Here is a 23,755-nt window from a genome sequence, read left to right on the forward strand (position 1 = left end):
GGCCGTTCCGTCGGCCTTCCCTCCAGATCATGTCGATGCCGACTCTGAGCTTATCGTGTCGGCTCAGCGATAATTTGCATTGAGAAGCCAGAGCAGCAGAGCTGCTTCAGCATAGCGTTGAGCCAGGGCGCCCGAATGGCTCACGCATATAGACCGGTTGCGCAAAACATCTACTGGGCGGGTCCGACCCGCTCCTCATGACTGAAGATTTTTTTTGCGCCACGCTTGATCGCTTGTGTCTTCGGATCGCCCTGCTGACCAGCTGCAACAGGGAAGGCGGCTTTTCCTTGGGTTTACACAGTGTTCGATCAGGACCAACATGCCTCCGTCGATGGAGGGAAACATGAAACTGCTCAACTCTATGAACAAGATGCTTGCTGCGTGCGTCGTTCTACCAGCGGCGGCGCTGGCGCAGGATGCACCGCATCAGCCGGAAGACACCACGGCGATCATCGAAAAGGAAACCGTTCGCGCAGAGGACTTTATGGTGGCTTCGGCTCATCCGCTGGCAACCCAGGCCGGCTATGATGTGCTGGCCGCAGGCGGGACGGCTGCAGATGCTGCCGTCGCCGTGCAGACGATGCTGGGCCTTGTGGAGCCACAAAGTTCCGGCCTCGGTGGTGGCGCCTTCGTGCTCTATTTCGACAAGGAAAGCGGTGAGATCACCACCTACGATGCCCGTGAAAAGGCGCCGCTGGCGGCGGACGGCACCTACTTCCTCGATGGAAACGGCGAACCCATGGAGTTCATGGATGCGGTGATCGGCGGCCGCTCTGCCGGCGTGCCGGGAACGCCGAAACTGCTTGAAAAACTGCATGCCGATCACGGCAGCACGGACTGGGCGGCGCTGCTCGAGCCAGCCATCGAAACAGCGGAAGAGGGGTTCCAGGTTTCCCAGCGTATGGCAGCCTCGGTGGCGGACGCAGAAGGGCTCGACCGGTTTGTGGAAACGGCTGAATACTTCCTGCCCGGAGGAGAGCCCATCGCAGAGGGCAGCCTGCTCAGGAATCCAGCCTATGCCGAGACCCTGAAGCTTTTTGCGGAGCAGGGATCAGCGCCGTTCTATACCGGTGAAATCGCCCAGGACATCGTGGCGGCGCTTAACACCAATATCAATCCCGGTATGCTGACCATGGAGGATTTCGCGGCCTACGAGGTGGCGATGCGCGAACCGGTCTGCACCGATTATCGCGGATTCGATGTTTGCGGCATGGCGCCGCCCAGCTCCGGCGGCCTCACCGTTGGACAGATCCTCAACCTGCTCGAGCCCTTCGACCTGCGAACGATGGGGGATGGTGTCGAGGCGCGGCATCTTTTCACCCAGGCTTCGCGCCTGGCATTTGCCGATCGAGGGCTCTACATGGCCGACAGCGACTTCGTCGACGTGCCCCAAGGCCTTCTGGACGAGGAATATCTTGCCGAGCGCTCGGCGCTGATCGATCCGGAGCGGGACATGGGAACGGCGACGGCCGGTACGCCGCCAGGAAATGATGTTGCCTGGCTTTCTCCCGATACCGATCGACCCAAGCATGGAACCTCGCACTTCGTGATCGTCGACAGCGCCGGAAACATGATCTCGGCAACGACCACTATCGAAAGCGGCTTCGGCAATCGCGTCATGACCCGGGGCTTTCTCCTCAACAACGAGCTCACGGACTTTTCCTTCACCGCAGAAGCCGATGGCGCGCCGGTGGCGAACCGGGTCGAACCGGGCAAGCGCCCACGCTCGTCCATGGCGCCCACCATCGTGTTGCAGGATGGAGCACCTGTGCTGCTTACCGGTAGTCCGGGCGGCGCCAACATCATCGACTACACGGCTCTGTCCATCATTGCCTTGTTGGATTGGGACATGGACCCACAGGCGGCTATCGATCTTCCGCACGTCATCAATCTCAATGGCGGGACCCGCGTCGAAGAAGGCGAGGGGGCCGAAGCCATGAGCGAGGGCCTTTCGGCTCTGGGCCATGACGTGACGATTGCCAACCTCAACTCCGGCCTTCACGTCATTCAGATCACGGATGATGGCCTCAGGGGCGCAGCCGACAAGCGTCGAGAAGGGATCGTGCTCGGCAACTAAAGCACCGAGCGATAGCAATGGGTGCCGGCCGCTGACGGATCAGCGGCCGGCGAAGTTATCACCTGAAACGTCCTCTTATCCGGGCAGATGCAGCAGCGTTACAAACGAAAGAAGGCAAGCCGCCGCTGATGTGCACGCCTTCGGCGAATAACGGCCGTCTTGTGTTAGCCAGATGCTAGCGAAACAACGTCACGTTTGCCTCCCAAGAGACGCGTTCATGTCGAAATTGGTTGGGGTGGAGGACCCCGCGGCTTCTATGCCGAGAGCAGGTGGCGATGGAGAGCGTGCAGCAGGCTCTTGCCATATAGGCCGGCGGCACGCGCGATCGGGGCCACGCTGGACAGTGGCCTCGGTTTGCGAGCGGCAGTTTCGAGTATGCTCATGGCTTTGGTCGTTGCGCAGTCAAGGCTGAACTTCTGTTCGACGAGTTGGCGACCGAACTTGCCCAAAGTGGCACGGCGGTGCGGGCTGGCAACCAGATCGCTCAAAATCAGCTGCAGGTCGCCGGTGCCTTTTCCGCCATCGCCGTAAAACCCTTGCCACAAAAATGCATCGGCAGAACAATGGTCTAGAAGCTTCCAGAACCCGTTGGCGCCCTGCACCACGAGTGGCTTGGCGAAGGCGAGGCCACGCAGCGCAGAACTGCCCATACCGAGCACAATGTCGCTGGCTTCATAAGCGGGGCGGGGGTCGTTCATGGCGCCGGTAACGAGCACGAGCTCGCGTCCGGCCCGCCTGTTGATCGCGCCGGCCTTGGCCTGCACCGCTTCAAGACCTTGTCCGCCGCCAACCACGAGAAAGCGGCATGGAGGGACATCGGCAAGCCCACTGACAGCGTCGATGGCTTGAAGAACGCCTTCCAGCTTTTGCAGGTCGGTGGTCATTCGGCACACCACGGAAATAACGACCTCCTCCCGCGCGAACGACCAGCGCGCCCGGGCGGCTGCGACGTCTCCTGGGCGGTTGAGATCAAGATCCACCGGCGGCTCGATGACCTCGACTTGCTTGCGCCCCTTGAGGCGCATGTCGCTCGCGATCTCCGCCGTTCCCACGATAAGCGGCAGATGCCGCGGGATGTAGCCGGGCACGCCCATCGAGAGAACGGTGACGACGAGCGGAACGCCCCTGAGAAGATGAGGCACGAAACTGGCCTCGAGGGCTGGCCGCCACTCATAGGCGTGGATCACGTCAATGTTCAGCCGCTGCACGAGATCAAGCAGCTGAAAAGCCGTGCGCAAAGACACTTCATCGCTGTCCGAGGCGGTGCGAACGTAGTCCAGTCCCAGTTGCTTGATCATGGGAACGAGCGGCCCGTCCGGGGCAACGATGGTGACGGCATGACCGCGATCCCGTATGCGAGCGGCGATTTCCAGCGCGTTTATCTGGCTTCCGCCCACGACCATCTGATGAGGATAAACGAGGATGTTCATCCCTAGAACACTCCGCTCCGGTGCCAGCGTCGCCATTTCAGGGTATCGCTCAACCGGCGCATGATGCGCTCGAGCAAGATAGCTGGATCGCGCGCCAGACTTTGCGGATCCCTTGAAAATCTCCGCATTAAGGCCCGCCATTCGGGCAATTCCGTCAGATCGCTCCCCGTCTGGTTGGCAACCTCAAGAAAGCGTTGCATCTGCGGCGAGTTAGCCTGCCCGTGGTCGAGGCAATGGATGGCGGACTGCAAGGCGCTGCGCGCGATCGCAGTCATAGCGACTGCTCTTAACTTCGCGACACGAGGGTTTCCGCCCGCGACCCCGCGGAACAAGGTCTCGAAAGCAAGATGCCGCTCTACGAGGTCCCGATAACCATCCACCTTCCGAGCCGAAAGCGACGCGCTATGTTCCCGGTGCCAGGCCTGATCCACGCCGTGGATATAGGCGACATCCGAAAAGGCTGCGATTCTGAGCCACATCTCCATGTCGTGGGTGTGTGCCAATGGTTGCTGGCCGCCCACCCGTTCTACAACAGACATGCGCATCACGGCTTCAGGCGAGGTGATCACGTTGTAGCCCGAGCGGCAGCGGTCTCCGAGCCATTCGAGCCCCGGCCAGACCGTCCAGGCCGTGACCTTGCTGCGTGCACAGGGCAATCGATCCGCGGTGAAATGCAGGGGATGGCCGTAGATAAGGCCAACGCTGGGCAACTGTCTCGCCACTGTCACGGCCCGCGCGAGAGAGCCGGGGGTCAGGAGGTCGTCGGCGTCCAAACGAACCAGGAATTCGCCTCTGGCATGTTCAAGTCCCCGGTTGAAAGTGGAGACGGGGCCGGAGTTCTTGTCGTTACGGATCAGTTTTACGCGATCATTGCTTGCGGCAAGACGCGCGGCAACCTCTGCGCTGTCATCGGTCGAAGCGTCATCGACTATGACGAGATCGACACGCACCCCCTCTTGATCGAGTGCACTTCTGACACAAGCCGAAAGATATCGGCCGTAATTATAGCAAGGGATGACGACGGTCACCCTGGCTTCTGCGGCACCATTGCGGTGTAGAGGCGGGTGCCGCCATAACGTTTGTTTCCTTATGGAGTGAGGACTCAACATAGTGGCTCGAGCTCCCGCGTTCTGGCCTGCAGCAGGCCGCCATAGATGCGGAGGACATCTTTGGTTTCCCGGGCGCTGGTGTAGTTCGTTCTGATGAACTCCGCAGACCTCTGGGCTCGTGTGCTCAGCCAGGCTTCGTCCTCGGCGGATGAGCGGACCGCATTCTCGATCTCCTGAGCAAAACCGAGCACATCTCCCGTTGGAACCGGAGCGCTGAAGGCGGGATCGAAGAATTCCCGGCCGCCACAGCCATGATAGCCGATAACAAAGTTGCCGCAGGCCATGGCTTCGGCAGCGGGCAGCCCAAAGCCTTCTTGATAGGTGAAGGCAAGAAAAATCCGGCTGCTGCGCAGCTCTGCTGCGACCTCACGGTGGGTGAGATTGTCCAGCGCCACGATATTCCAATCCTTCAGGATGTCCCGGCCGTTCAGTAGCCCGAGAACCTGATGAATGTCGTTCCCGGCGCGGCGCGGCATAAAGGTGAGCTTGCGCGCCCTTGAGCCCTGCGGACAAAAAAATAGCTCTTCGTCGATGCTGAGATGGATGCGATCCACACGAAGCGAGGGGAAGGCTTGGGACATCATCTCTGCACTGTAGGACGACACAGTGACGATCCCCGCCAGAAAGCGATTTTGCTTCATGTAGCGCGACACGGCGCCGTCGCGCTGCCAGGTGAGATGAGCGTTTTGATTGAAAATGACATGTCGGATGCCTGGCGCGATCCGCCCCAGGAGATCGCCATCGGTTTCGGGCAGAACCAGCAGATCCTCTTCGCTCATCTGGCATTGAGACACATCGAGGATGCGGGTGTTATGATCGAACCAGGTGCAGCGAAAGCCCGGGCGCTGGTGCACCACTGCAGCGGGGATGCCGGCGGCATTCAGAAGATCGACATGTCTGTAGATCACCCGGACGCCGCCTGAAGGCGGCTCATAGTCCGGCGTCAGGAAATAGACGCCGGCTGGCCTCCCTTTGCCGCGCTTCAATTTCGGGATCGAGACCTGTTGGCGCCGATAGCGTTTGGCGCCTGCCTTGAATTTGATGAGAGCGGAACTGGCCAGCAGGCGGGCAGAGTTGAGGCTGTTTTCGATCATGACCATCACTCGACCGGCAGGACTTGAGAGGTATTTGGCCGACCCATGGCTCACACCGCGTGACGGCGGAGGAGGGTGAGTTGTCTGAGTTTGCGCAGGACACGTCGTGGGTTCGACAGGATGTCCAGAGCGCGCTTGGCGGGGTCGCGCCAATCGCCGTAGCGGTTGATCGGAAAGATCAGAAGGTCGGGCCAGGCGCGGTGGATTGCGTCTTCAAAAGCGGTACCTTCACGTCGCATTTGCGCGGGGACGGCCAGCATGGCTTCGAAGTTAGCCCGCGAAATCATGGGATGTAGCTCCCCGCGCACTGGATTGGCATAGGCGTCAGCGAAGGCCCAACTGCTCATGCGCAGTTCGAGATAAGCAAGGTCGAGGAGAAAAAGCGTATCGAAATGGGCGATAGGTGCGAGCCAGGCCGCGACGGCATCCAGAAGTGCAGGTTCGCGCGGCAGCTTGAGGCGGTCGATGATATTTGCAGCGTCGAGCAGCGTTTCAGGTGCGGCGTTGAGCCACAAGAACCCGCGGCCGATTTCGCCGCCCAAGCCTCCGATAAAGAAGCTCTCCGCCAGAGGCTGGACGCTGGGATGCATGGTCATATTGGCGCCGCCGACGCAATGGCCCGCCCGGATCTGCCAGGCCTCGGCCTGCTGACGGCTGGCGCGGCGAAACGGCAAAAGCAGATGCCGCAGGTTGAAGCGCCCAGCCAGGGCACGCGCTCCTGCAACATCGAGAGCCGCGCCAGGGGCGGCAACCGTGACAAAGTCTATGTCCTGCGCAAGGGGGCGGAGCGCTGAAAGGACGAAGCGCGAATCCGTGCCCGCCGTAAGCGCCACATGCGCATCAGCGCCATCTCGCAGAATTTCGACCGTCTCACGGATGCGCGCCAGCATGGCGTCGAAGAGCGGAGCCGGGTCGGCGGAGGGTGCGACTGGCGCCCTGGGCCAGTGACGCACCGGCTCAAAGCTGGCGAGGTCGAGATAATGATTGCAGATCAGCCGGAAGAGACCATGGTGGGCCGTCAGCCCGCAGGCGAACCAGCCTGCGTGAGTGACGTCAAGCTGGCGGTGCTGATCCAGCTTGAGCCTTGCATAGTAGTCTGGCTCGTCCATCAGGGTCATGGCCGTAGCGCCAGCCAGCCTGGTGGCAGGATCATAGACGAGGGATTTACTCCCGTCGGGATCGAGATAGATCCGCTGCAGTCCATCGAGGTCGAGAACGAAGATGTAGCTGCCTGCTAGCCGGTAGATCTCTGCTTCGATGGCGGTATCGACGCTTTCGGCCGTGATTGTCGTGCTTAGGGTTAGCCTTTTGGGAAGCTCGTGACGGTCGAGGTCTATCGGGGTGCCGAGAAGCGCGCCGATCAGCCGGTCCGAGCCGTCCCGAACGGGGATGATCGGCACCTGCCCGAACGTGTCCACAGCAAGTGCAGTAAGCCTGTGGCGCTGGGCGCCCGGAGAAATGGGATCGCTCGCCGGTACAATCAGGAACTGACCATCTTTGGTAGGCCATTTGGACATTTTTCGTTCACCTGGGCGGTATCCGGTCACGCGATACATCAGGCCTAGCACCGATGATCCCGCCGCAAAGCCGACCGAAGGAGCTATGGTTCGCCCAACGCCGCGCGCTTTATCCTTTTGTGACGCGGAGCCAATCCAGCATCCGCCAGTCACGTGGATCGCCAATGACCGCCAGCGCTACATCCCTGGAGGACCGTGAGTGGTCGCGCTCACTGGGCCGCCTGTCCCGGAGCTCGGTTGGCGAGAAGCGCTGGCCACCCGTGCCGGTTGCAGTCCTGCTGATAGCGCTCGTCTCACCTTGGGTGTTCTCAATCGGAAGCCTTGCGATATCACCCTATAGGCTCGTGCTTCTTGCGCTTTTGGTTCCGTGCCTTGTGCGCTGGATGACAGGAAAAGCAGGCAAGATCCGGCTTGCTGATATCCTGCTGCTGCTGTTCTGCATCTGGTCGATCATCGCCCTCATCGCAGTCCATGGGTTAGAGACCGGTCTTGAATCTGGCGGCATGCTTCTTGTTGAAAGCATGGGTGGCTACCTTGTGGCGCGCTGCTATATCCGAAGTGCCGAACATTTCCGGGCAACAGCGAAACTGCTTTTTCTTCTCGTCCTGCTGCTGTTGCCCTTTGCCATTGCCGAGGCGGTGACTGGGCAAAGGTGGTTGCTGAAGCTCTTTCGCGCTTTTGCTCCCACCATAGCCGAGGGGCAGACCGATCCACGCTGGGGCCTCACGCGTGTGCAGGGGCCGCTCGAGCACCCGATCCTCTTTGGCGTGTTCTGCGGGGCGCCGCTCGCCATGATAGCGCTGGTTTATCGGGGCAAGCTCGGCGTCATGCAGCGGTATAGCATGGCGGGCCTGGTGGCGCTCACGGCCATGTTGTCACTCTCCTCGGGGCCAATCGTTGCCATGCTGGTACAGATAGGGTTGCTCGTCTGGAACGGTCTTCTGCGCAATGTTGCCTCGCGCTGGCGTATCCTCTGGGTGCTAACGGCCGTGGGTTATCTGGCGCTCGAGATACCAACGAGCCAGACAGTGCCGATGATTTTGACGCGGTTTGCCTTCGATCAGTGGACAGCGTTCTATCGCTTGCTGATCTTTGATTATGGTTGGCAATCGGTGATGGCACATCCGTTCTTCGGCACGGGATTCAACGACTGGTTGCATCCAAGCTGGATGAGCTCGAGCATCGACATGTTGTGGCTGGTGCCGGCGGTTCGCCATGGCCTGCCGGCCTTTATTCTCTATATGGGGGCGTTCTTTGCAGCAGCGCATGCCGTCGGCTTTCAGCCTGGCCTTGATGGCAGGCAAACCGATTGCCGCACTGCCTACATGATCTTTTTGACCGCATTGTTTCTGGCCGGATGGACCGTTCACTTCTGGAACGCCACCTATGTCCTGTTCATGTTTCTGGTGGGCAGCGGCTTGTGGCTTTGCGACGCAACGGCGGAAGCCGAGCCTAAGCCGTCCGGACTGCGCGGGCGTCCGCCTTCAGGCCAACTTCGCCGGCCAGCCCCCCGGCACGCGCAGAGAACCAGGCGATCTCCATCATGAAAATCCTTGTTATTGCCCCGGCTTGCGATGGTACCGATGTCGGGGAATCCTGGGTCGCGCATCAGTGGGTGGCCGGGCTCAGCCGATCGCATGAGGTGACGCTGCTGACCTCGCGCAAACGAAACCGGCCGAGCGCTGTCGGGCAGCTGGAGAATGTACGAATCCGCGAATGGATCGAGCCGCCGCTCCTGGGACGGGCAGAACGGCTCAACAGCATGCTCGCGCCGGGCTATGTGCTCTTCTATGTCGGCGCCAGGCGCTGGATCAGGAACGCGCTGAGACGCGGCGAGCAGTTCGATGTGGCCTTCCAGCCCGTTCCGGTGGCTATGCGCTATCCCTCGCCTGCTGCAGGTCTGGGGGTGCCGCTGGTGGTCGGCCCGGTCGGCGGGGGGCTGAAGTCGCCGGCGGCCTTTGCCCAACAAGAGGGAACCGATCCTTGGTTCGTACGACTGCGCGGGCTGGATGAAGCAAGGCTGCGTTTCGATGGCCTGCTGCGCCGGACTTATGAAAGCGCGGATTGCGTGCTCGGCATCGCGCCCTATGTGAGCGAAAAGCTGCGCGATCTCACCATCAAGCGGCTCGAAATCATGAGTGAGACTGCGATCCTCAGCGTACCGGCGCCTGTGACGCGTCCAGATCGGGAGCAGACCGTCAGGGCGTTGTTCGTCGGCCGGCTCGTTCGCACCAAGGGAGCGCGTGAGGCGATCCGCGCACTTGCGCTCTGTGCGGACCTGCCGCTCGAACTCGATATCGTCGGGGCAGGACCGGACGGGGAGGCATGCACCGAGCTCGCCCGAAACGCAGGCGTTCTCGATCGCGTCAGGTTTCACGGTGCGCAGCCCAGGGATTCAGTGAGCCGCTTCTACCGAAATGCGGATATTTTCGTGTTCCCAAGTTACCGTGAGCCGGGCGGCAATGTGACCCTCGAAGCCATGAGTTACGGCTTGCCGGTGATCGTGTGCGATCGGGGTGGGCCGGGCAATGCGGTGAGTGCTTCTGCAGGTTTCCGCCTGCCTGTCACGACACCTGACGCCCTCGCCAATGATGTTGCGGACGCCATGCGGCAAATGGTCCTTGATCCTGCACTGCGCCGCCGCTGTGGTGAGGAGGGCTATGCCCATGTGCAGCGCACGGCACTCTGGGATCATCGTCTGGCACGTATGGAAACGATCTTTGCCGATCTTGTGGCGGCGCGCTGAGGCTGCAGCACCCCATTATTCCTGATTGTGGTCTACATCGCCGACGCTTGCGCGATTGTTGGCGCGCGCCACTCCTCGCCGGCAGCAGAAGCGGTGGGCCGGAAGATGCCGCTGCGCCCGGCTAGCAGCACAGCTTCGGTGCGGTTCCTGGCGCCGAGTTTGCGCATGATTTCCCGAACATGAACCTTGACCGTTGACTCCTGCATCGAAAGATCACGGGCGATGTGCTTGTTCGAGCTTCCCAGAAGCAGGCGCTGAAGCACTTCGGACTGCCGTGGTGTCAGGCCGCCGCTCTCGCTGCGCTCAACCGCGACCGGGTGATCCGGCTCCCAGGCCTTGAGGAGAGCATCTCTCGGGAAATAGGTACCCCCGTTGATAACGAGCGCAAAGGCATGCAGGGCCACCTGCGGATCTATGCTGCTGTTGATGAAGGCGTTGAGGCCCATGCGTGCCGCAGCTATCGCCTCTTCTGGCTCCTGCCGGTCGGAAAGAGCAAGGGAGGGCACACCGGGAAAGGCCAATCGAACCTGCTCCCCCCAATCAGCGGCCTGTTTAGACTTAAGGGAAATCCCGCCTACACTGAAGATGACGAAAATAGGTCTTACACCGTGCTGTAAGCCAAAAGTAAGTTTTTCCGGGCTCAGGGACACAACCGAAGCGTTGAAGGGAGCCGCCCAGGGTGTGAGCAAAGCGGCGATACCCGCTCTACGCATTTCGAGGACATCTACGACGACCACGCAGAATTTCGCCCGGATTGGCATAACTATGTCCCCAGCTTTCGCAAGTCTTAACTCATGTTGGTTAAGACTCTCGTAGTAGTTAATTCTTTGTAAATAGGAACATATTTAGATCGTCGTGCCAATATCGATGATGGATTAGATAGTTTGGGTGATCCAAAGCATCCGGTCTAAGCAAGGTATAATCCGCGGCTTACACTAGTGCCGCTGGATATGGGTCGCAACGATTGCTGCTACAGCGCCTCGGTCGTGAACATTGAGGATGCGGAACAGCGCATTGATGTGTGTTTTGACCGTGCCTTCCGAAAGATGAAGTTTCTGGGCTATGCCCTTGTTGCTTTCCCCCTGTGCAATCAACATCATGACTTCATGCTGGCGAGCAGTTAGGTGATTGATGGTAGCTTGATTGATGTGGGGTTGTTCGATTTGATCTTCTGATGGATCGACGAAATCGTCTTGCCGAAGGTTTGATATTGTGGGTGGAACATAGATCTGGCCTGAGGCGATGCTTGAAAGGGCCAGAACCGTTTCCGCAACCGATAATGAGCGCGGGATATAACCATGCGCACCAACAGATAACGCATGGAGAACATCTTCACGATGTTGAGATTGACCGCTCACCGCAATGCGCAGCTCGGGATGACTGATGCGCAGGCTACTGACGCTTGCAAAACCATCCATGTCGGTGAGCTGCAGATCAAAGACGGCCAGAGTGAAGGCGGCACCGCTGATGAGGTGCCGGGTCGCTTCGGCGAAAAGCGTGGTCGTCAGAACCTTGGCAAATCCCACCTTATGCTCGAGCAGGTTGGCAAGAGACTGGCCGAACACTTCTTGACTGTCTGCAACTAGAGCCTTCGATCTTAGTTGCCGCATGTTGGCACCTACGGAATCCCCCCGTTCGCTCTGCAACGAAACTGGCCTCTAAGACGAGGATAACTCGAAATTACGATCGAGAGATGTAGAATATGCAGGCTTAGTTACTAATTTGATCGAAACTTTTTTGAGCGGGCAATGCGGAAAGGCCGAACGATCCGCGTCCGTCGTCCTTTCGATGCAGAGAATTGTTCTCGAGGCCCAAGCGGGTACCCTGATAACGATGGGCGCGGATCGGCTCCCACCACCAATCATTGTGCAGATACCAATCAACCGTATTCTCGATGCCGGATCGGAGGGAGTGGCGGGGCGCCCAGCCAAGCTCGTTCCTGATCTTGGTTGTATCTAGCCCATAGCGGCGGTCGTGGCCGGGACGGTCCGGGACGAAGGTGATAAGCGAGCGGTAGCTTTTGCCCCATGGGAGCGGCCGCTTCTGATCGAGGATGTCGCAGATCATCTCCACGAGATCGAGATTGGTGCACTCGGCTTGCCCACCGATATTGTAGCTCGTCCCCAATCGTCCCTCTTTCGCAACGATAGCCAGGGCGCGCGCGTGGTCTTCCACATGAAGCCAATCGCGTACATTGCGGCCGGTGCCGTAGATCGGGATGGCTGAGCCCTGCAAGGCATTGAGAATGGTTAGGGGGATCAGCTTCTCGGGAAACTGAAAGGGCCCGTGATTGTTCGAGCAATTGGTCAGTACCACCGGCAGACCATAGGTTCTGTGCCAGGCACGAACCAGATGATCGGCCGCAGCTTTGGACGCAGAATAGGGCGAGGAGGGTGCATAGGGCGACTGTTCGGTAAAGCAGGGGTCGGAGGCATCAAGATCGCCGAACACTTCATCTGTCGAGACATGGTGAAAGCGGAACGCGAGCTGTTCGGCATGCGGCAGCGAGCGCTGATAGGCCAGGGCCGCTTCAAGCAGAACGAGCGTGCCGACGACATTGGTGTCGACCACCACGGCAGGACTATCGATCGAGCGGTCGACATGGGTTTCGGCGGCAAGGTGAATGACGATGCCGATCTTTTCCTCTGCCAGCAGGGCGCTCACAAGTTGCCGGTCCCGAATGTCTCCACGGACAAAGCGGAAATTGGGCTGGCTGCAGATCTGACGCAGGCTCCCCATCGAACCGGCATAGGTCAGCTTGTCGAGAACCACGACCCGGTCCTGACTATTGCGGGCAAGCAGGCGGCAGAGCGCCGAGCCGATGAAGCCGGCGCCGCCGGTGACAAGGAAGTTCATCGCGGTCCTCGTTCTAGTGGAGGTGAGCTGCACTGGCGGCCGGCATCTCGGCCACCCGCCGGCGCAGATAGGAGGCGTAATCGGTCTTGCCGAGTTGGGCTGCGCGGGCGAGCAGGGTTTCTGCCGTTACCCAGCCCATTTCCAGACCGATCTCTTCTGGACAGGCAATCTGTACGCCCTGACGCTTCTCAACCGTCCGGACAAAGGACGAGGCGTCGTGCAGGCTTTCCGTCGTGCCAGTGTCGAGCCAGGCATAACCGCGGCCCAGCTGGTAGACCTGAAGCAATCCACGATTGAGGTAGGCATTGTTGACGTCGGTAATCTCAAGCTCGCCACGCGCCGACGGCTGGATGTCTGCAGCAATCTCAACCACATCGTTGTCGTAAAAATAGAGACCAGTTACCGCCCAGTCCGACTGCGGCAGCTTGGGCTTCTCTTCGATCAGGCGAGCCTTGCCGTTGCATGGGTCGAATGTGACGACGCCATAGCGCTCGGGATCTTCGACGCGATAGGCGAACACGGCCGCGCCTTCCTTTTGCGCGGCGGCCGTGCGGGTCAGTTCGGACAGACCCTCGCCGAAGAAGATGTTGTCGCCCAATATCATCGCGACAGGATCGTTGCCGATAAACGACCGCCCGATAATGAACGCCTGCGCCAGACCCTGTGGCTCCGGCTGCTCGGCATAGGAGAAGGCCACACCGAATTGATCACCACTACCCAGCAGTGCCTGAAAGGCGGGGAGATCACGCGGAGTCGAGATGACGAGAATCTCACGGATGCCCGCCCGCATCAGAACGCTCAGCGGATAGTAGAGCATCGGTTTGTCGTAGATGGGCAGCATCTGCTTGGAAACGGCAAGGGTGAGCGGATAAAGCCTTGTTCCGGTGCCCCCTGCCAGAATAATGCCCTTCATGTCCCTGTCTCGCTTCAGATTGTTTCAGTAGCCAAACCGCTCGGTGAGATAGCGGCACTTGTTGAGGACGATGCCCGCAAGCTTGTCGGCCGCGGAAAGGTCGCGCTCGCACATATCGAGTTCGCTCATGGTGGTTTCGCCCGCTGCCGCAACCAGCAGCATTGCATCGAGGCCGGGCAGCACAGCCAGTGCGTCATCGCAAGCGAGCATGGGTGGCAGGTCGTAGAGCAACAGGTCCAGCCCCAGCATTTCCCGCATTCGCTCGATGACCGGCCCGGGCACACATTCCATGATCAGCTCGGCTGGTTCCTGAACAGGCCCCGCATTGGTGCCGATGACGAGATTGTTGCGATAGCGGATCAGGCCCTGCGCCAGGCTGCGCTGGCCGCGCAGAAACGCTTCCATGTCATGTGATTGCTCGCAATTGAGCACGCGCGCGATCTTTGGCCGGCGCAGGTCCAGATCGAGGAGCCCAACCCGGAAATCGGCCTGCCAGGCGAAGCTGAACGCCAGATTGAGCGCCAGGGTGGTTTTGCCCGAGCCGCCGCGCGGCGACGTTATTCCAAGCGTTTTCCAGCCATTCTGCCGGATCTTGTTCATCAGCTTCGTACGCAGCACGTCTATTTCAAGGTGGGTGTCATGCGAGCGGGTCGCTGCAATGATGCGATGGCCGGCAAGCCGCCACGTGCTGGTCTTGATCTCGGGAATCTCGGTCCAGCGTTCACGAAGCTGCAGGGTGGGATGCGTCTGGAATGATGCAATTGCGACCGGCTCCTCGGGCAAATGACCGGCAGGGTCTGCAGGCTCGAACGCAGATGCGGGTGACATGCTTTGCAGGGTCATGATTGAACCGTCGGCAAGGGGCGAAGGTGCGGCAGCTTGAGCCGGAGCGGGGGCCGCACCGGGATGTTGGGGATAGAGGCGATGACCTCAATGCCGAATGCCTTTTCGATATCGGCGGCCCGGCGCACCCTGCGGTTGAGAAGTTCAGGGATCGCGGCGCTCGCCAAGGCGCCGACAAGCGCTGCCGCTGCTACCCCCAGAGCCAGCAAGAAGCGTCTCGGTCCGCTCGGCCGCTGGGGAACACGTGCTGCTTCCATCAGGACCAGCCTTTCTCCCTTGAGCTCGCTTTCGATCTGCTCGCCCGTCGCGGCATCGGCCAGGCGGGTTGCCGCGGTGGTATAAAGGGTGCGGGCGTCATCATATTCGCGCTCGATGGCACTCAGGGCTGCCTCGTTCGCCGGTGTCGCAGCGATCGAGGTGGAGAGATCTTCGTCATGGCGCTGCAGACTCTCGCGTTCCTGAGCAATGGCGTCGAGCCGGGCGTCCATTTCAGCCAACTGCATGTCCTCTGGTCTGGGCTCAGTGCGATCGTCCGATGCCTTGGCAGCGGTTTCGAGTTCACTTTGCGCTGCGGCAATCTGGGCCTTCAGGGATTGGATCGTCTGGCTGTCTTCGGAAAAGATCGTGCGCTGGCTGGCAAGGGCCTGCCGCAGATCGCGCAACTGGCTTTGTTCGGGTGGCAGATTAACCCCAGGACCAAGTGCCCCGGCGCGCTGGAGAGCCAGGTAATTCGATCGCCGGCTTTGTAGCGCGCTTTGCTCGCGCTCGAGCACCAGGAGCCGGTCACGCAGATTAATCTGCAGCAGCCTGCGGAATTCGAGCGTATCGGGCAGGGCTTGCAGGTGCTCGGTCTTATAGGCCTGCAGGCGACCCTCGATGGCCGCAAGATCCGCGCGCCTCTTGGCCACTTCGTCCTGGAAGAAAGAAACAGGGACGCTGGCGCGTGTGGCTCGCTCGTCGAGGTCGCGGTTCAGAATGGTCTCGATCAAGTCATTGGCAACGGCGGCTGCCAATGCAGGCTCAGAGGCTGAGAACGACACCGAAAAGCCAAGCGCTCCCTCATTGCCGCCAAAGAATACCGGGCTCAATGAGATCTGGTTGCGCATGTCAGAAACAATCTTGTCGGTCGAAACGACCCCTGAATGCGGCACCAGATCGTGACGCCCTGCAAGGTCCAAGAGCGCATCATAGGTGAGCAATTCCTGCTGCAGCACCTGCAGGCGCGCCAGCGTGCCATCGCCATTGCCTGAGGGGAGAAGCGATGCGGAGATTTCGGGAGACTTCACGAGAATAGTGCCGGCGGATTCATAAACCGGCGGCAGGGTGAAGACGTAGTAAAGGCCCGCAGCGCTGATCAGGGCGCCCACTGCTGTCATCAGGGGGAGCCGCCTGACGAAGAGGTAGGAGTAAAAGCGCAGGTCATCATGCGTCATGGTGGTACTCCAGACCGGCGGCCGAAAGTTGGTCGGCGCCATGGCGTCATGCCACTAAAGCTCAGCGCGCCCTGCACAGACATAGCCAGCTTGGGCTAGTTCTGCGTCCGGTGCGAGCATGGTCTAGTGCCACAGCAAGTGGAGGGCGCCAGAACCATGTCCGGTGTGCATATTTCCGTTTCCAAGTTTGTCTCGACACGGCATCGTCGCCGTCGCGCCGCACTTCTGGCAGCTATCGCGATGATCCTTCCTGCGCCCTTGGATGCGGTGCATGCGGCAGATCTCTGGCCGCAAACCAGGATCAGCCTCAAGGTCATCCAGTGGATACCGCTCAAGGGCATCTACGAGCAGTGGGAGGCCATCAGTGGCGATTATGTGATCGGGAGCGACGGCAGCCTGACGCTGCCTGTGATCGGTACGATTTCCACCAGCGGGAAGGATAGCGAAGAGATCGCAAGCGAGATCGCGCTTTCGTTGAGGGAACAACTGGGTCTTGTGAAAGCGCCGGATACAAGTGTCGACGTCGTCGATTACCCGCAGATCTATGTCGTGGGTGACGTGAGCGGACCAGGCTCATTCGATTATCGGCCCGGCATGACGGTGCTTCAGGCGCTGGCCCTCGGAGGCGGACAGCGCCGGGAGCAGATCACCGAAACAAGCGCTGAGCGGGTCAAGCTCGCAACCGAATTGCGCATGCTCGAGGACGGCCTCCTGCGCAGCCGGGTGCGCCTCGCGCGCCTCAAGGCCGAGGCGTCTGGCGAAGATGCGATCAGCTTTCCGCCCGGAACCGGGAACCAGCTCAATGCCGAGCTTGCCCGAAGCGCCATGGCCGACGAAGCAGCTATCTTTGCGGCCCGCAAGCGGGAACTCGCCCGCCAGTTGGAGGCGCTCGATGAACTCGGGGTCCTCCTAAACGAGGAGATCGCGACGACCAAAGCCCGGCTCGAGGATGTCGAGAAGATGATCGCGACGGCCACCGAGGATCTGCGCGGGATTCAGGCGCTGGTTGAAAAGGGATTGTCGACCTCGGCCCGCCGTTCCGAACTCGAGCGGCAGATCGCCGATATGCGCTTTGAACAATTGACGCAGACAACGGCTATCCTTCGCGCGCAACAAGCGTTGAGCCAAGCCAAGCGCGAGGCGGCACAATTGCAGGATTCGCGACAGTCACAGGCTGCCGTCTCCTTGCAGGAGGAGCAGGCCAATATCGACGAGATGGTTTTGCGGCAAGCCAGTTCGCAGCGGCTGCTTCTCGATTTCGATGTGAAGAGTGCAGGGGTTTCAAGCCAGCCGACTGATCTGCACTATTCAATCGTTCGTTCTGGATCGGGGTCGGCCGATATTGTCGCACAGGAAGCGACAAACCTGCTTCCAGGCGACGTGCTCAAGGTTTCCGCTGTCGTAGCGGCCGTTCAGAATGCCGCGCCCGCTCAAACGCAGGTATCGGCGCTGGACGAAGAATAAGACGAGCGCCCGGTCGGGAGTTCGACGTCCCGGGTGACCCGACCTGCTCTTTTCAGCACCCGGTGCCGGCGAGAAGCGGGCGCAGCGTCAAGACCATGATCCAGAGATCGGTGCGAAGGGATACCTGCTCAGCGTAAATGCGGTCGAGCCGTGCCCGCTCCGAGAAAGCCGACAGGTGCCGCTCGGTGACCTGCCACAGCCCGGTCAGCCCCGGCCGGCAATTGCCATAAAGCGCCCCCGGATAAAGCCGCCTTTGGCTCACCAGAATGGGTCTTGGTCCCACAAGGCTCATGTCGCCACGCAGCACGTTCCACAACTGGGGCAGTTCATCGATGGAATGCTTGCGCAGAAAGTGTCCAATCGACGTGACGCGGGGATCGTGACGCAGCTTCTGGTTGAGGTCCCATTCCGCGCGTGCGTCCGGATTTTTCTGCAGATACTGAGCAAGGGCCGCTTCGGCGTCGGGCACCATGGTACGCAGCTTCCAGAACCGGAACACCTGTCCGCCGCGGCCCACACGCTCCTGAAAGTAGAAGGCCGAGCCGCCATCGCGGCGAATCATCAGAGCGGTTAGCAGCACGGGAGGCAGGATCAGGATCCCCAGCGCGAGCGCTCCCACTATATCGCAAGTGCGCTTGAAGGCGGGATAGCCGCTGAAGGGGGGAAGGGGCAGGGTGTCGGGCCGCGATAAACCTCTGTCGAACGCGGAGAACTCTTCGTGAGAAGACATTTTTAATCCCCAATGGTGCCGGCGGGAGCCGGCCCGAGCAGGGGACGATCTTGTTCGTTCGGCAGCGTGATTGCTCCCGCCCAAAGGAGCTATCGGCGCTTCAGGGCATCTCGCATAGCGTGGGAGTGCGGCTGGTCTGGCCGCAGCTCGGGTCAGGAAAAGCTCTATGTCCAGTGGACCGGCCGTCGCTGATCGCGGCACCTCAAGCTACCGGGAGATCCTCCATTCCACGGCTTTGGTGGGTGCCTCCTCGGTCGTCGCGATGTTTTTCTCGTTGATCAGAATGAAGATGTTCGCGATTCTGCTTGGTCCGTCCGGCCTGGGCGCGGTGTCGCTTTTGACCTCGATGATTGATGTGGTGGTTGCTGTCGTCGGGCTTGGCATCGGTCAATCCGGCATCCGTCAGATCGCCAAGGCGCAAGGCGAGGGCGATCTGGCGCGTATGGCGGGAACGATCTCGACGGTTCAGCGCGCCTCCCTTGCCCTTGGAACGGCTGGCGGCATCGTGCTCGCTGCCCTTGCCATGCCGATCTCGCGCGTCACCTTCAGCAGCACCGACTATGTGGCCGCATTGGTGCTCCTTGGACTAGCCGTGCTGTTTCGCATCCTCATGGCAGGTGAAACGGCGCTCTTGCAGGGAACACGGCGCATTCTCGAACTTGCCAAGGTCAATATCATCACCTCAGTTGCCGCTGTTGTCGTCGCAGCTCCCATGCTCTGGTTCTGGCGCGAAGGAGCCATTGCACCACTTCTGGTTGTTTCGGCCCTGGCAGGCTGGCTCGCCGCACGCTGGTATAGCCGGAAGGTGCCCCACGCGCGCAAGTCTGCGCAGGGCGCTCCGGGCGAACTCGGCGAATTGCTGCGGCTCGGCGTCGCCTTCACCGTCAGCGGCTTTCTCACCATGGGGGCAGCCTATGCCGTGCGGATGATCGTATTGCAATCGCAGGGCCTCGAGGCAGCGGGATTCTACCAGGCGGCATGGGCAGTCGCCGGGCTCTATGTCGGGGTGGTGTTCCAATCGATGGGCACCGACTTCTATCCCCGCCTGACGGCCGCGGTGGCAGACGATGTCGCGGTGTCCCGTCTTGTCAACGAACAGACACAGGTCAGCCTGCTGCTGGCCGGCCCCGGCGTGATCGCCACGATGACGTGTTCTCATCTCCTCGTCACGGTGTTCTATTCACCGGAATTTGGTCCAGCAGCGAGCCTTTTGCGCTGGTTATCGCTCGGCATGATGCTGCGCGTCCTGACCTGGCCCATGGGTTTCATCATCGTTGCCAAGGGCTGGCAAAAGATCTTTATCGCGACCGAAGTTGCGGCAACGGTGATCCATGTGGGCTTGAGCGCCGCCTTGGTTCCGGTTTTGGGCATAGATGGCGCCGGCATGGCGTTCTTCTGCCTCTATGTGTGTCATGGGATAATCGTCTACGTTATCGTCCGGCGCGCATGCGGCTATGCGGTCTCGATCGAGAACAGGCTGATCGTGGTGTTCTTCGGGATCTGCTGTGCATCAAGCTTTGCGGCTTTCGGTTATCTGCCGTTCTGGTGGGCTACCCTCGTCGGCTCCGCGCTGACCTCCACTACCGGGCTCTTCTCGCTTTTTGCCCTGCTGCGCCTTGTTCCGCCAGGCTCCTTGCCGAAACCTGTCCGTTGGGTGCTGAGTTCGGTGGGCGTCGGCGTCTGAGGCGCCTTGCTTACGCCAAACGCTTGAGCGACATCCCGATCAGACGCCGGAGGCGCTTTGCGGCACTCGATTGTCCCGAAAGGATAGCGCTGAATTCGGCATCATCCATGTCACAGCGCAGTGAGCGACGCGGTCGCAGAAAGTCGCTGTCCCGTGCTGTGCCGCCATCGCTGGTATAGGCGGCGCCATAGCCGGCCCTGCGGATCGCGGCCAAAACCCCGGCATTGTAGCGGCCGAAGGGGATGGAGAATGTCTCCACCTTGGCTTGCACGACATCTTCGAGTATCGCTCGCGAGGCAGCCAGTTCGGCCCTCAGGTCCCTCCCCCCAAGCCGGGACAAATCCCTATGGTCGATTCCGTGACTGCCGATACCCATGCCGGCGGCGGCCATCTCCCTGATATGGCTGCGATCAAGCGAGCCTGGGGAACCTATGCGTCCGGTCAGAACAAAGAAACAGGCGGTCATGCCGCGCTTGGCGAGCTCAGGCACGGCGATAGCCAGATCCGAGATGTTGCTGTCATCGAAGGTGATGGCAAAACGGGCGCGATCGGGATGTGCGGCAATCTGGTCAAGCACCTGACCGAATTGCTCGGCACCGAGCCAGAACGGCGCTTCTCCCGGCTCGAGCGTGCGAGCCGGCTCACCAATCCCGTGAAAGTTGATGATCGTTTGTTGGGGAGCACGGGCCAGCATGTGGCTTCAGGAACCGACGGGACCGAGACAGGCCCGCAGCACGGCGCGATGAGCCTGACTTTTCCAGGCGCGTAGCGCGCCAAAGACCATGATGGCGCAACGGAAAAGCGCAGTTTCCAACCAACCATGATGGCGACGGAAGTAGCGGATCTGGTTGCGAGTCATCAGGGCTGCGAGCATCGGGCTCTGCATATAGGCGCCAGCAATGTGCGTGACGGATGCGCTCGGCTCGTAAAGGATTTTGAGGCCGCTTGCGCGGACGCGCCGCTGGTAATCGACTTCTTCGCTGTAGAGAAAAAAGCTTTCGTCCCAGGCGCCAGCGCGGGCCCGCGCCTCGGGTGTGATCAAGAGGGCAGCTCCGGTGGCCCAGTCTACTTCCCGCCGGTGCCTATAGGCCTCGGGATGGGCGATCATTTCGCCAAGGCCCAGATGTGCAGCCGTCCGGGGACCGAGCAAGGCTTGCGCCCACATACCGACAAGCGATGGTTCGCGGCGGAGAGACATGGCAATCGTGCCATCCGGGTCCAGCATTCGCGGCACGACCACCCCGATATCATTGTTACTCGCTGCACAGTCTATCATGTGCTCCAGCGAAAGCGGAACAAGCCGAATATCGGGGTTGAGCACCAGGATGGCGGTTTGCGGCGGGAGCGTTGCTGCCGCCGCATTGATGGCGGCGGCATATCCCCCATTGCGGCCGGTTCTGATCACCTTTGCACCAACGGCGTGTGCTTCGGCGATCTCGGCCGAACCGTCGTTAGAGTCATTGTCGACCACAAGAACAGCCGTGGAGCTCGCCTCTCCGATGACGGGAAGGATAGAGTCTAGCAGCCCACTCAGCACTTCAGCGCTGTTGTAGGTTACGACAACGATGGCGAGGGACATGGCTCCATTATCCCTGTGTTTGGTGCCTAAATGGTCGTTCATGCCGGCCTCAGGATCGGTTCCAGCGCGCGGCCGTGCGGGCATTCTCATTTCCCATTGCGGCTGCGAGCATGGATGTGCCGCGATAAAGCCGGATGCAGACGACGCCGACCATGGCAAGGCCCCGTGCCCGGACGCCTCTCAACCGGTCCGACACCGTGATGCGCGGTATTTCAGCAAGCGGCGATGCAAGAACGGCGAGCGCCCGCAGCGTCCAGCGCGAGCGCCAATTCACCCCACGCTTGATCTCGTCGAGATCGTGCGCAATGTGCCGGTCCCACTTGGTGGCGAGTTCTGCGAAATTGCGCCGTGCCGGATGATAGACCACCATTGTCGGTTCATAGCGCACCCGATAGCCCATGCTGCTGGCCCGCAGGCCCCATTCGGTGTCCTCTGCAATGTTGATGCCGAGGAAGTCACCGACTTTGCGGAAGACCCAGGTTCTGACGGCCAGGTTGCCTCCGCCGGTAAAGCCGCGCTCCTCGATATATTTTTTCATGCGAAAGGCAAAGACGCTCTCATAGGCTTCGATCATTGTCGGCCGCTGCGGATTGCGCTGAAGAATACGGACATCGCCACCGATCAGCGCATCGTCTGGAGCGCTTTCGAAGTGGTCTTCGATGGCGGCGAGCCAGCCCGGCGCTGCCACGCAATCGGCGTCGATGAAAGCCAGGATGTCGCCCTTGGCTTGTGTTGCGCCCAGATTGCGAGCAGGGCCGGGGCCCGGCACAGGTTGGTGCAGCAGCGTCACGTTGTCGTAGCGAGCACAAATTTCTTCGGGCATGGCGTGGGAGCCATTGTCGACAACGATGATCTCAAAGGGGCGAGACACCCGCTCTTGGGCGGCAAGCGCAGCCAGTCCCGTTGCAAGGGCCTCAGGCTGGTTGAGGTGCGGAATGATGACACTGATCATGTGCGGATTTCCTTGCCGGTGAATAGACAATCGATGGCTTCGAGATAGCGGGTCGCCTGGGTGGACCAGAGGAATTCACGTCCGGCTATGGCACGAGCCCGGCTTGCCATGACGCGGCGGCGCGCACCGTCATCGACAAGAACCATGATGTTCCTGGCGAGGGCCGCGGCGCTATGATCGGTGGTGACGAGGGCCGCACTACCCGCCTCGCGGCGGGCCTGGGCAAGGTTGAACTGCACGAAGGGAATGCCGAGCATCATGTACTCGAACACCTTGTTCATCGAGAGCTTTTCGTTGCAGCCATTGGGTGGGTCGGGGATGACGCCGATGTCGAAAGCCGACAAGTGTTGCATCATCGTGGGGCCGGAGAGGTATCCGGTAAAGGTCACCGCATCCTCGAGGTTCAGCGTTCGGGCCAAGGCCTTGAGGCGCTCGAATTCGGGACCGTCGCCGACCAGCACTGCCTTGATATCGCGCCGGCCTTCGGCAAAGACGATATGGTCCATGGCGCGGATCAACGTCTCGACGCCGTCCTGGGCACCCATGATGCCGACATAGCCAATGATGCACTTTCCGCCCTGCACCAGCGCGGGTTCGGGGGGGCAGCGATGTGTCTTCTCGGGATCGGGATAGCTCTTGACCACAAAGACCCGATCCGGATCCATGTTGCCGCGCGAGATCGCAATGTCGCGGAAGGTCTCATTGGTCGCGATGCTGGCATCCGCCAGCCTGAAGGTCAGCCGCTCCAGCAGGCTGAGAACCCGGAACAATGCGTCCTTGCGCCCGAAGCGGCTGACATAGAGCTCGGGGCTGAGATCGTGATGGTCGAAGAGGAAACGGGTGCCGAACAAGAGCCGATGAAAAAGTGCGATAAGAAACATCAGGTCTGGCGGATTGCAGGCTTGAATGGCGTCGATCCGCTGCCGCCTCCGCACAGCAAGCGAAAGGCGCAGCTGGTGCATCAGCGCGGTCAAATATTCGGCGGGATAGCCTCCGGCGGATTTGGCTTCCACCAGATCGTGCCGATAGATGTAGACGCCGTCGCGGATCTCGTGGCTTTCGGTGAAGCCTTTGCCTTTTGGGCAGATGACGGAAACTGTGTGGCCTGCGCCTCGCAAGGCGAGGGCTTCCTGCCAGACGCGCCGGTCAAAAGGCACGGGCAGGTTTTCAACCAAAATGAGGATGTGACGCGGCTTGCTGATTTAGACCTCCCACACCCGCCTCAGCCTACCGAGGAGGCGGGCCGCAGGATGACTCATTTGCCTTGCCATTGAAGCGGGAAGGGAGGCGGAACAGCCATAGACCGGATGGGGTATTCATTGTGAACG

General features: G+C 60.6%; 20 protein-coding genes. 5 read left to right on the forward strand and 15 right to left on the reverse strand.

Annotated features, from left to right (window positions below):
* Nucleotides 1–343: 343 nt before the first annotated feature.
* Nucleotides 344–2,077, forward strand: coding sequence for a gamma-glutamyltransferase (gene ggt / locus BM364_RS01620; RefSeq protein ID WP_092423740.1), 1,734 nt, complete (start codon nucleotides 344–346; stop codon nucleotides 2,075–2,077).
* A 254-nt stretch (nucleotides 2,078–2,331) separates the two neighbouring features.
* On the opposite strand, the gene BM364_RS01625 is transcribed toward ggt, so the two are convergent.
* The 4 genes from BM364_RS01625 to BM364_RS01640 form a co-directional block, all read right to left on the reverse strand.
* A complete protein-coding gene (locus BM364_RS01625; protein WP_175528417.1) occupies nucleotides 2,332–3,507 on the reverse strand; it encodes a glycosyltransferase in 1,176 nt (391 codons plus the stop codon).
* Between the two features lie 2 nt (nucleotides 3,508–3,509).
* Nucleotides 3,510–4,535 (reverse strand): glycosyltransferase family 2 protein, encoded by a 1,026-nt coding sequence (locus BM364_RS01630; RefSeq protein ID WP_175528418.1) that lies wholly within the window; start codon nucleotides 4,533–4,535, stop codon nucleotides 3,510–3,512.
* A gap of 74 nt (nucleotides 4,536–4,609) precedes the next feature.
* On the reverse strand, nucleotides 4,610–5,710 hold the full coding sequence (locus BM364_RS01635; protein ID WP_244542733.1) for a glycosyltransferase: 1,101 nt from the start codon (nucleotides 5,708–5,710) through the stop codon (nucleotides 4,610–4,612).
* Nucleotides 5,711–5,760: 50 nt separating this feature from the next.
* Complete coding sequence (locus BM364_RS01640) at nucleotides 5,761–7,227, reverse strand: hypothetical protein (protein WP_244542734.1); 1,467 nt, start codon at nucleotides 7,225–7,227, stop codon at nucleotides 5,761–5,763.
* A 383-nt stretch (nucleotides 7,228–7,610) separates the two neighbouring features.
* On the opposite strand from BM364_RS01640, the gene BM364_RS01645 reads away from it, so the two are divergent.
* Together BM364_RS01645 and BM364_RS01650 are read left to right on the forward strand one after the other, a co-directional pair.
* Nucleotides 7,611–8,774, forward strand: coding sequence for an O-antigen ligase family protein (locus tag BM364_RS01645; RefSeq protein WP_092420032.1), 1,164 nt, complete (start codon nucleotides 7,611–7,613; stop codon nucleotides 8,772–8,774).
* Nucleotides 8,771–9,973: a glycosyltransferase family 4 protein gene (locus BM364_RS01650; protein ID WP_244542735.1), complete on the forward strand. Its 1,203-nt coding sequence runs from the start codon at nucleotides 8,771–8,773 to the stop codon at nucleotides 9,971–9,973. Before BM364_RS01645 ends, BM364_RS01650 begins: the two co-directional genes overlap by 4 nt.
* Nucleotides 9,974–10,005: 32 nt before the next feature.
* On the opposite strand, the gene BM364_RS01655 is transcribed toward BM364_RS01650, so the two are convergent.
* The 6 genes from BM364_RS01655 to BM364_RS01680 form a co-directional block, all read right to left on the reverse strand.
* Entirely contained in the window at nucleotides 10,006–10,734 is a 729-nt protein-coding gene (locus BM364_RS01655) for a response regulator transcription factor (protein ID WP_092420037.1), read from the reverse strand.
* Between the two features lie 174 nt (nucleotides 10,735–10,908).
* The gene (locus BM364_RS01660; protein ID WP_139232452.1) at nucleotides 10,909–11,583 is read right to left on the reverse strand and encodes a response regulator transcription factor; all 675 of its coding nucleotides are present in this window, start codon (nucleotides 11,581–11,583) and stop codon (nucleotides 10,909–10,911) included.
* A 100-nt stretch (nucleotides 11,584–11,683) separates the two neighbouring features.
* Complete coding sequence (gene rfbB / locus BM364_RS01665) at nucleotides 11,684–12,829, reverse strand: dTDP-glucose 4,6-dehydratase (RefSeq protein WP_092420043.1); 1,146 nt, start codon at nucleotides 12,827–12,829, stop codon at nucleotides 11,684–11,686.
* A gap of 13 nt (nucleotides 12,830–12,842) precedes the next feature.
* Nucleotides 12,843–13,742, reverse strand: coding sequence for a glucose-1-phosphate thymidylyltransferase RfbA (gene rfbA / locus BM364_RS01670; protein ID WP_092420046.1), 900 nt, complete (start codon nucleotides 13,740–13,742; stop codon nucleotides 12,843–12,845).
* Nucleotides 13,743–13,766: 24 nt separating this feature from the next.
* On the reverse strand, nucleotides 13,767–14,585 hold the full coding sequence (locus tag BM364_RS01675) for a CpsD/CapB family tyrosine-protein kinase (protein ID WP_092420049.1): 819 nt from the start codon (nucleotides 14,583–14,585) through the stop codon (nucleotides 13,767–13,769).
* Nucleotides 14,582–16,018, reverse strand: a complete 1,437-nt coding sequence (locus BM364_RS01680; RefSeq protein ID WP_092420052.1) for a GumC family protein — start codon at nucleotides 16,016–16,018, stop codon at nucleotides 14,582–14,584. Before BM364_RS01680 ends, BM364_RS01675 begins: the two co-directional genes overlap by 4 nt.
* Nucleotides 16,019–16,174: 156 nt before the next feature.
* Between BM364_RS01680 and BM364_RS01685 the strand changes: the two genes are divergently transcribed.
* Nucleotides 16,175–17,482 carry a polysaccharide biosynthesis/export family protein gene (locus BM364_RS01685; protein WP_139232453.1) on the forward strand — a complete coding sequence of 436 codons (1,308 nt, stop codon included), beginning with the start codon at nucleotides 16,175–16,177 and terminating at the stop codon, nucleotides 17,480–17,482.
* Nucleotides 17,483–17,534: 52 nt separating this feature from the next.
* Here BM364_RS01685 and BM364_RS01690 read toward each other — a convergent pair whose 3' ends face one another.
* Complete coding sequence (locus tag BM364_RS01690; protein ID WP_092420058.1) at nucleotides 17,535–18,212, reverse strand: sugar transferase; 678 nt, start codon at nucleotides 18,210–18,212, stop codon at nucleotides 17,535–17,537.
* A gap of 166 nt (nucleotides 18,213–18,378) precedes the next feature.
* On the opposite strand from BM364_RS01690, the gene BM364_RS01695 reads away from it, so the two are divergent.
* Nucleotides 18,379–19,896, forward strand: a complete 1,518-nt coding sequence (locus BM364_RS01695; protein WP_092420061.1) for an O-antigen translocase — start codon at nucleotides 18,379–18,381, stop codon at nucleotides 19,894–19,896.
* Nucleotides 19,897–19,906: 10 nt separating this feature from the next.
* Here the strand turns inward: BM364_RS01695 and BM364_RS01700 are convergent, their stop codons facing one another.
* From BM364_RS01700 to BM364_RS01715, 4 genes are read right to left on the reverse strand one after another with little or no spacing between them, the layout of a single operon-like run.
* Complete coding sequence (locus BM364_RS01700; protein ID WP_092420064.1) at nucleotides 19,907–20,590, reverse strand: polysaccharide deacetylase family protein; 684 nt, start codon at nucleotides 20,588–20,590, stop codon at nucleotides 19,907–19,909.
* 6 nt (nucleotides 20,591–20,596) lie between these two features.
* Nucleotides 20,597–21,517, reverse strand: a complete 921-nt coding sequence (locus tag BM364_RS01705) for a glycosyltransferase (RefSeq protein ID WP_244542736.1) — start codon at nucleotides 21,515–21,517, stop codon at nucleotides 20,597–20,599.
* Nucleotides 21,518–21,524: 7 nt separating this feature from the next.
* Nucleotides 21,525–22,427 carry a glycosyltransferase family 2 protein gene (locus BM364_RS01710; protein ID WP_092420070.1) on the reverse strand — a complete coding sequence of 301 codons (903 nt, stop codon included), beginning with the start codon at nucleotides 22,425–22,427 and terminating at the stop codon, nucleotides 21,525–21,527.
* Nucleotides 22,424–23,584, reverse strand: coding sequence for a glycosyltransferase family 4 protein (locus tag BM364_RS01715; RefSeq protein ID WP_244542737.1), 1,161 nt, complete (start codon nucleotides 23,582–23,584; stop codon nucleotides 22,424–22,426). Before BM364_RS01715 ends, BM364_RS01710 begins: the two co-directional genes overlap by 4 nt.
* Nucleotides 23,585–23,755 lie beyond the last annotated feature (171 nt).

The sequence above is a fragment of the Devosia crocina genome (genome assembly GCF_900116545.1).
GTDB lineage: Bacteria > Pseudomonadota > Alphaproteobacteria > Rhizobiales > Devosiaceae > Devosia > Devosia crocina.

Bases quoted from the DNA above. Each gene is read 5' to 3' on its own strand.
- ggt (WP_092423740.1), top strand. From the start codon at position 344: ATGAAACTGCTCAACTCTATGAACAAGATGCTTGCTGCGTGCGTCGTT.
- BM364_RS01625 (WP_175528417.1), bottom strand. From the start codon at position 3,507: ATGAACATCCTCGTTTATCCTCATCAGATGGTCGTGGGCGGAAGCCAG.
- BM364_RS01635 (WP_244542733.1), bottom strand. From the start codon at position 5,710: ATGATCGAAAACAGCCTCAACTCTGCCCGCCTGCTGGCCAGTTCCGCT.
- BM364_RS01640 (WP_244542734.1), bottom strand. From the start codon at position 7,227: ATGTCCAAATGGCCTACCAAAGATGGTCAGTTCCTGATTGTACCGGCG.
- BM364_RS01645 (WP_092420032.1), top strand. From the start codon at position 7,611: ATGACAGGAAAAGCAGGCAAGATCCGGCTTGCTGATATCCTGCTGCTG.
- BM364_RS01650 (WP_244542735.1), top strand. From the start codon at position 8,771: ATGAAAATCCTTGTTATTGCCCCGGCTTGCGATGGTACCGATGTCGGG.
- BM364_RS01655 (WP_092420037.1), bottom strand. From the start codon at position 10,734: ATGCCAATCCGGGCGAAATTCTGCGTGGTCGTCGTAGATGTCCTCGAA.
- BM364_RS01660 (WP_139232452.1), bottom strand. From the start codon at position 11,583: ATGCGGCAACTAAGATCGAAGGCTCTAGTTGCAGACAGTCAAGAAGTG.
- rfbB (WP_092420043.1), bottom strand. From the start codon at position 12,829: ATGAACTTCCTTGTCACCGGCGGCGCCGGCTTCATCGGCTCGGCGCTC.
- rfbA (WP_092420046.1), bottom strand. From the start codon at position 13,742: ATGAAGGGCATTATTCTGGCAGGGGGCACCGGAACAAGGCTTTATCCG.
- BM364_RS01675 (WP_092420049.1), bottom strand. From the start codon at position 14,585: ATGACCCTGCAAAGCATGTCACCCGCATCTGCGTTCGAGCCTGCAGAC.
- BM364_RS01680 (WP_092420052.1), bottom strand. From the start codon at position 16,018: ATGACGCATGATGACCTGCGCTTTTACTCCTACCTCTTCGTCAGGCGG.
- BM364_RS01685 (WP_139232453.1), top strand. From the start codon at position 16,175: ATGTCCGGTGTGCATATTTCCGTTTCCAAGTTTGTCTCGACACGGCAT.
- BM364_RS01690 (WP_092420058.1), bottom strand. From the start codon at position 18,212: ATGTCTTCTCACGAAGAGTTCTCCGCGTTCGACAGAGGTTTATCGCGG.
- BM364_RS01695 (WP_092420061.1), top strand. From the start codon at position 18,379: ATGTCCAGTGGACCGGCCGTCGCTGATCGCGGCACCTCAAGCTACCGG.
- BM364_RS01700 (WP_092420064.1), bottom strand. From the start codon at position 20,590: ATGCTGGCCCGTGCTCCCCAACAAACGATCATCAACTTTCACGGGATT.
- BM364_RS01705 (WP_244542736.1), bottom strand. From the start codon at position 21,517: ATGAACGACCATTTAGGCACCAAACACAGGGATAATGGAGCCATGTCC.
- BM364_RS01710 (WP_092420070.1), bottom strand. From the start codon at position 22,427: ATGATCAGTGTCATCATTCCGCACCTCAACCAGCCTGAGGCCCTTGCA.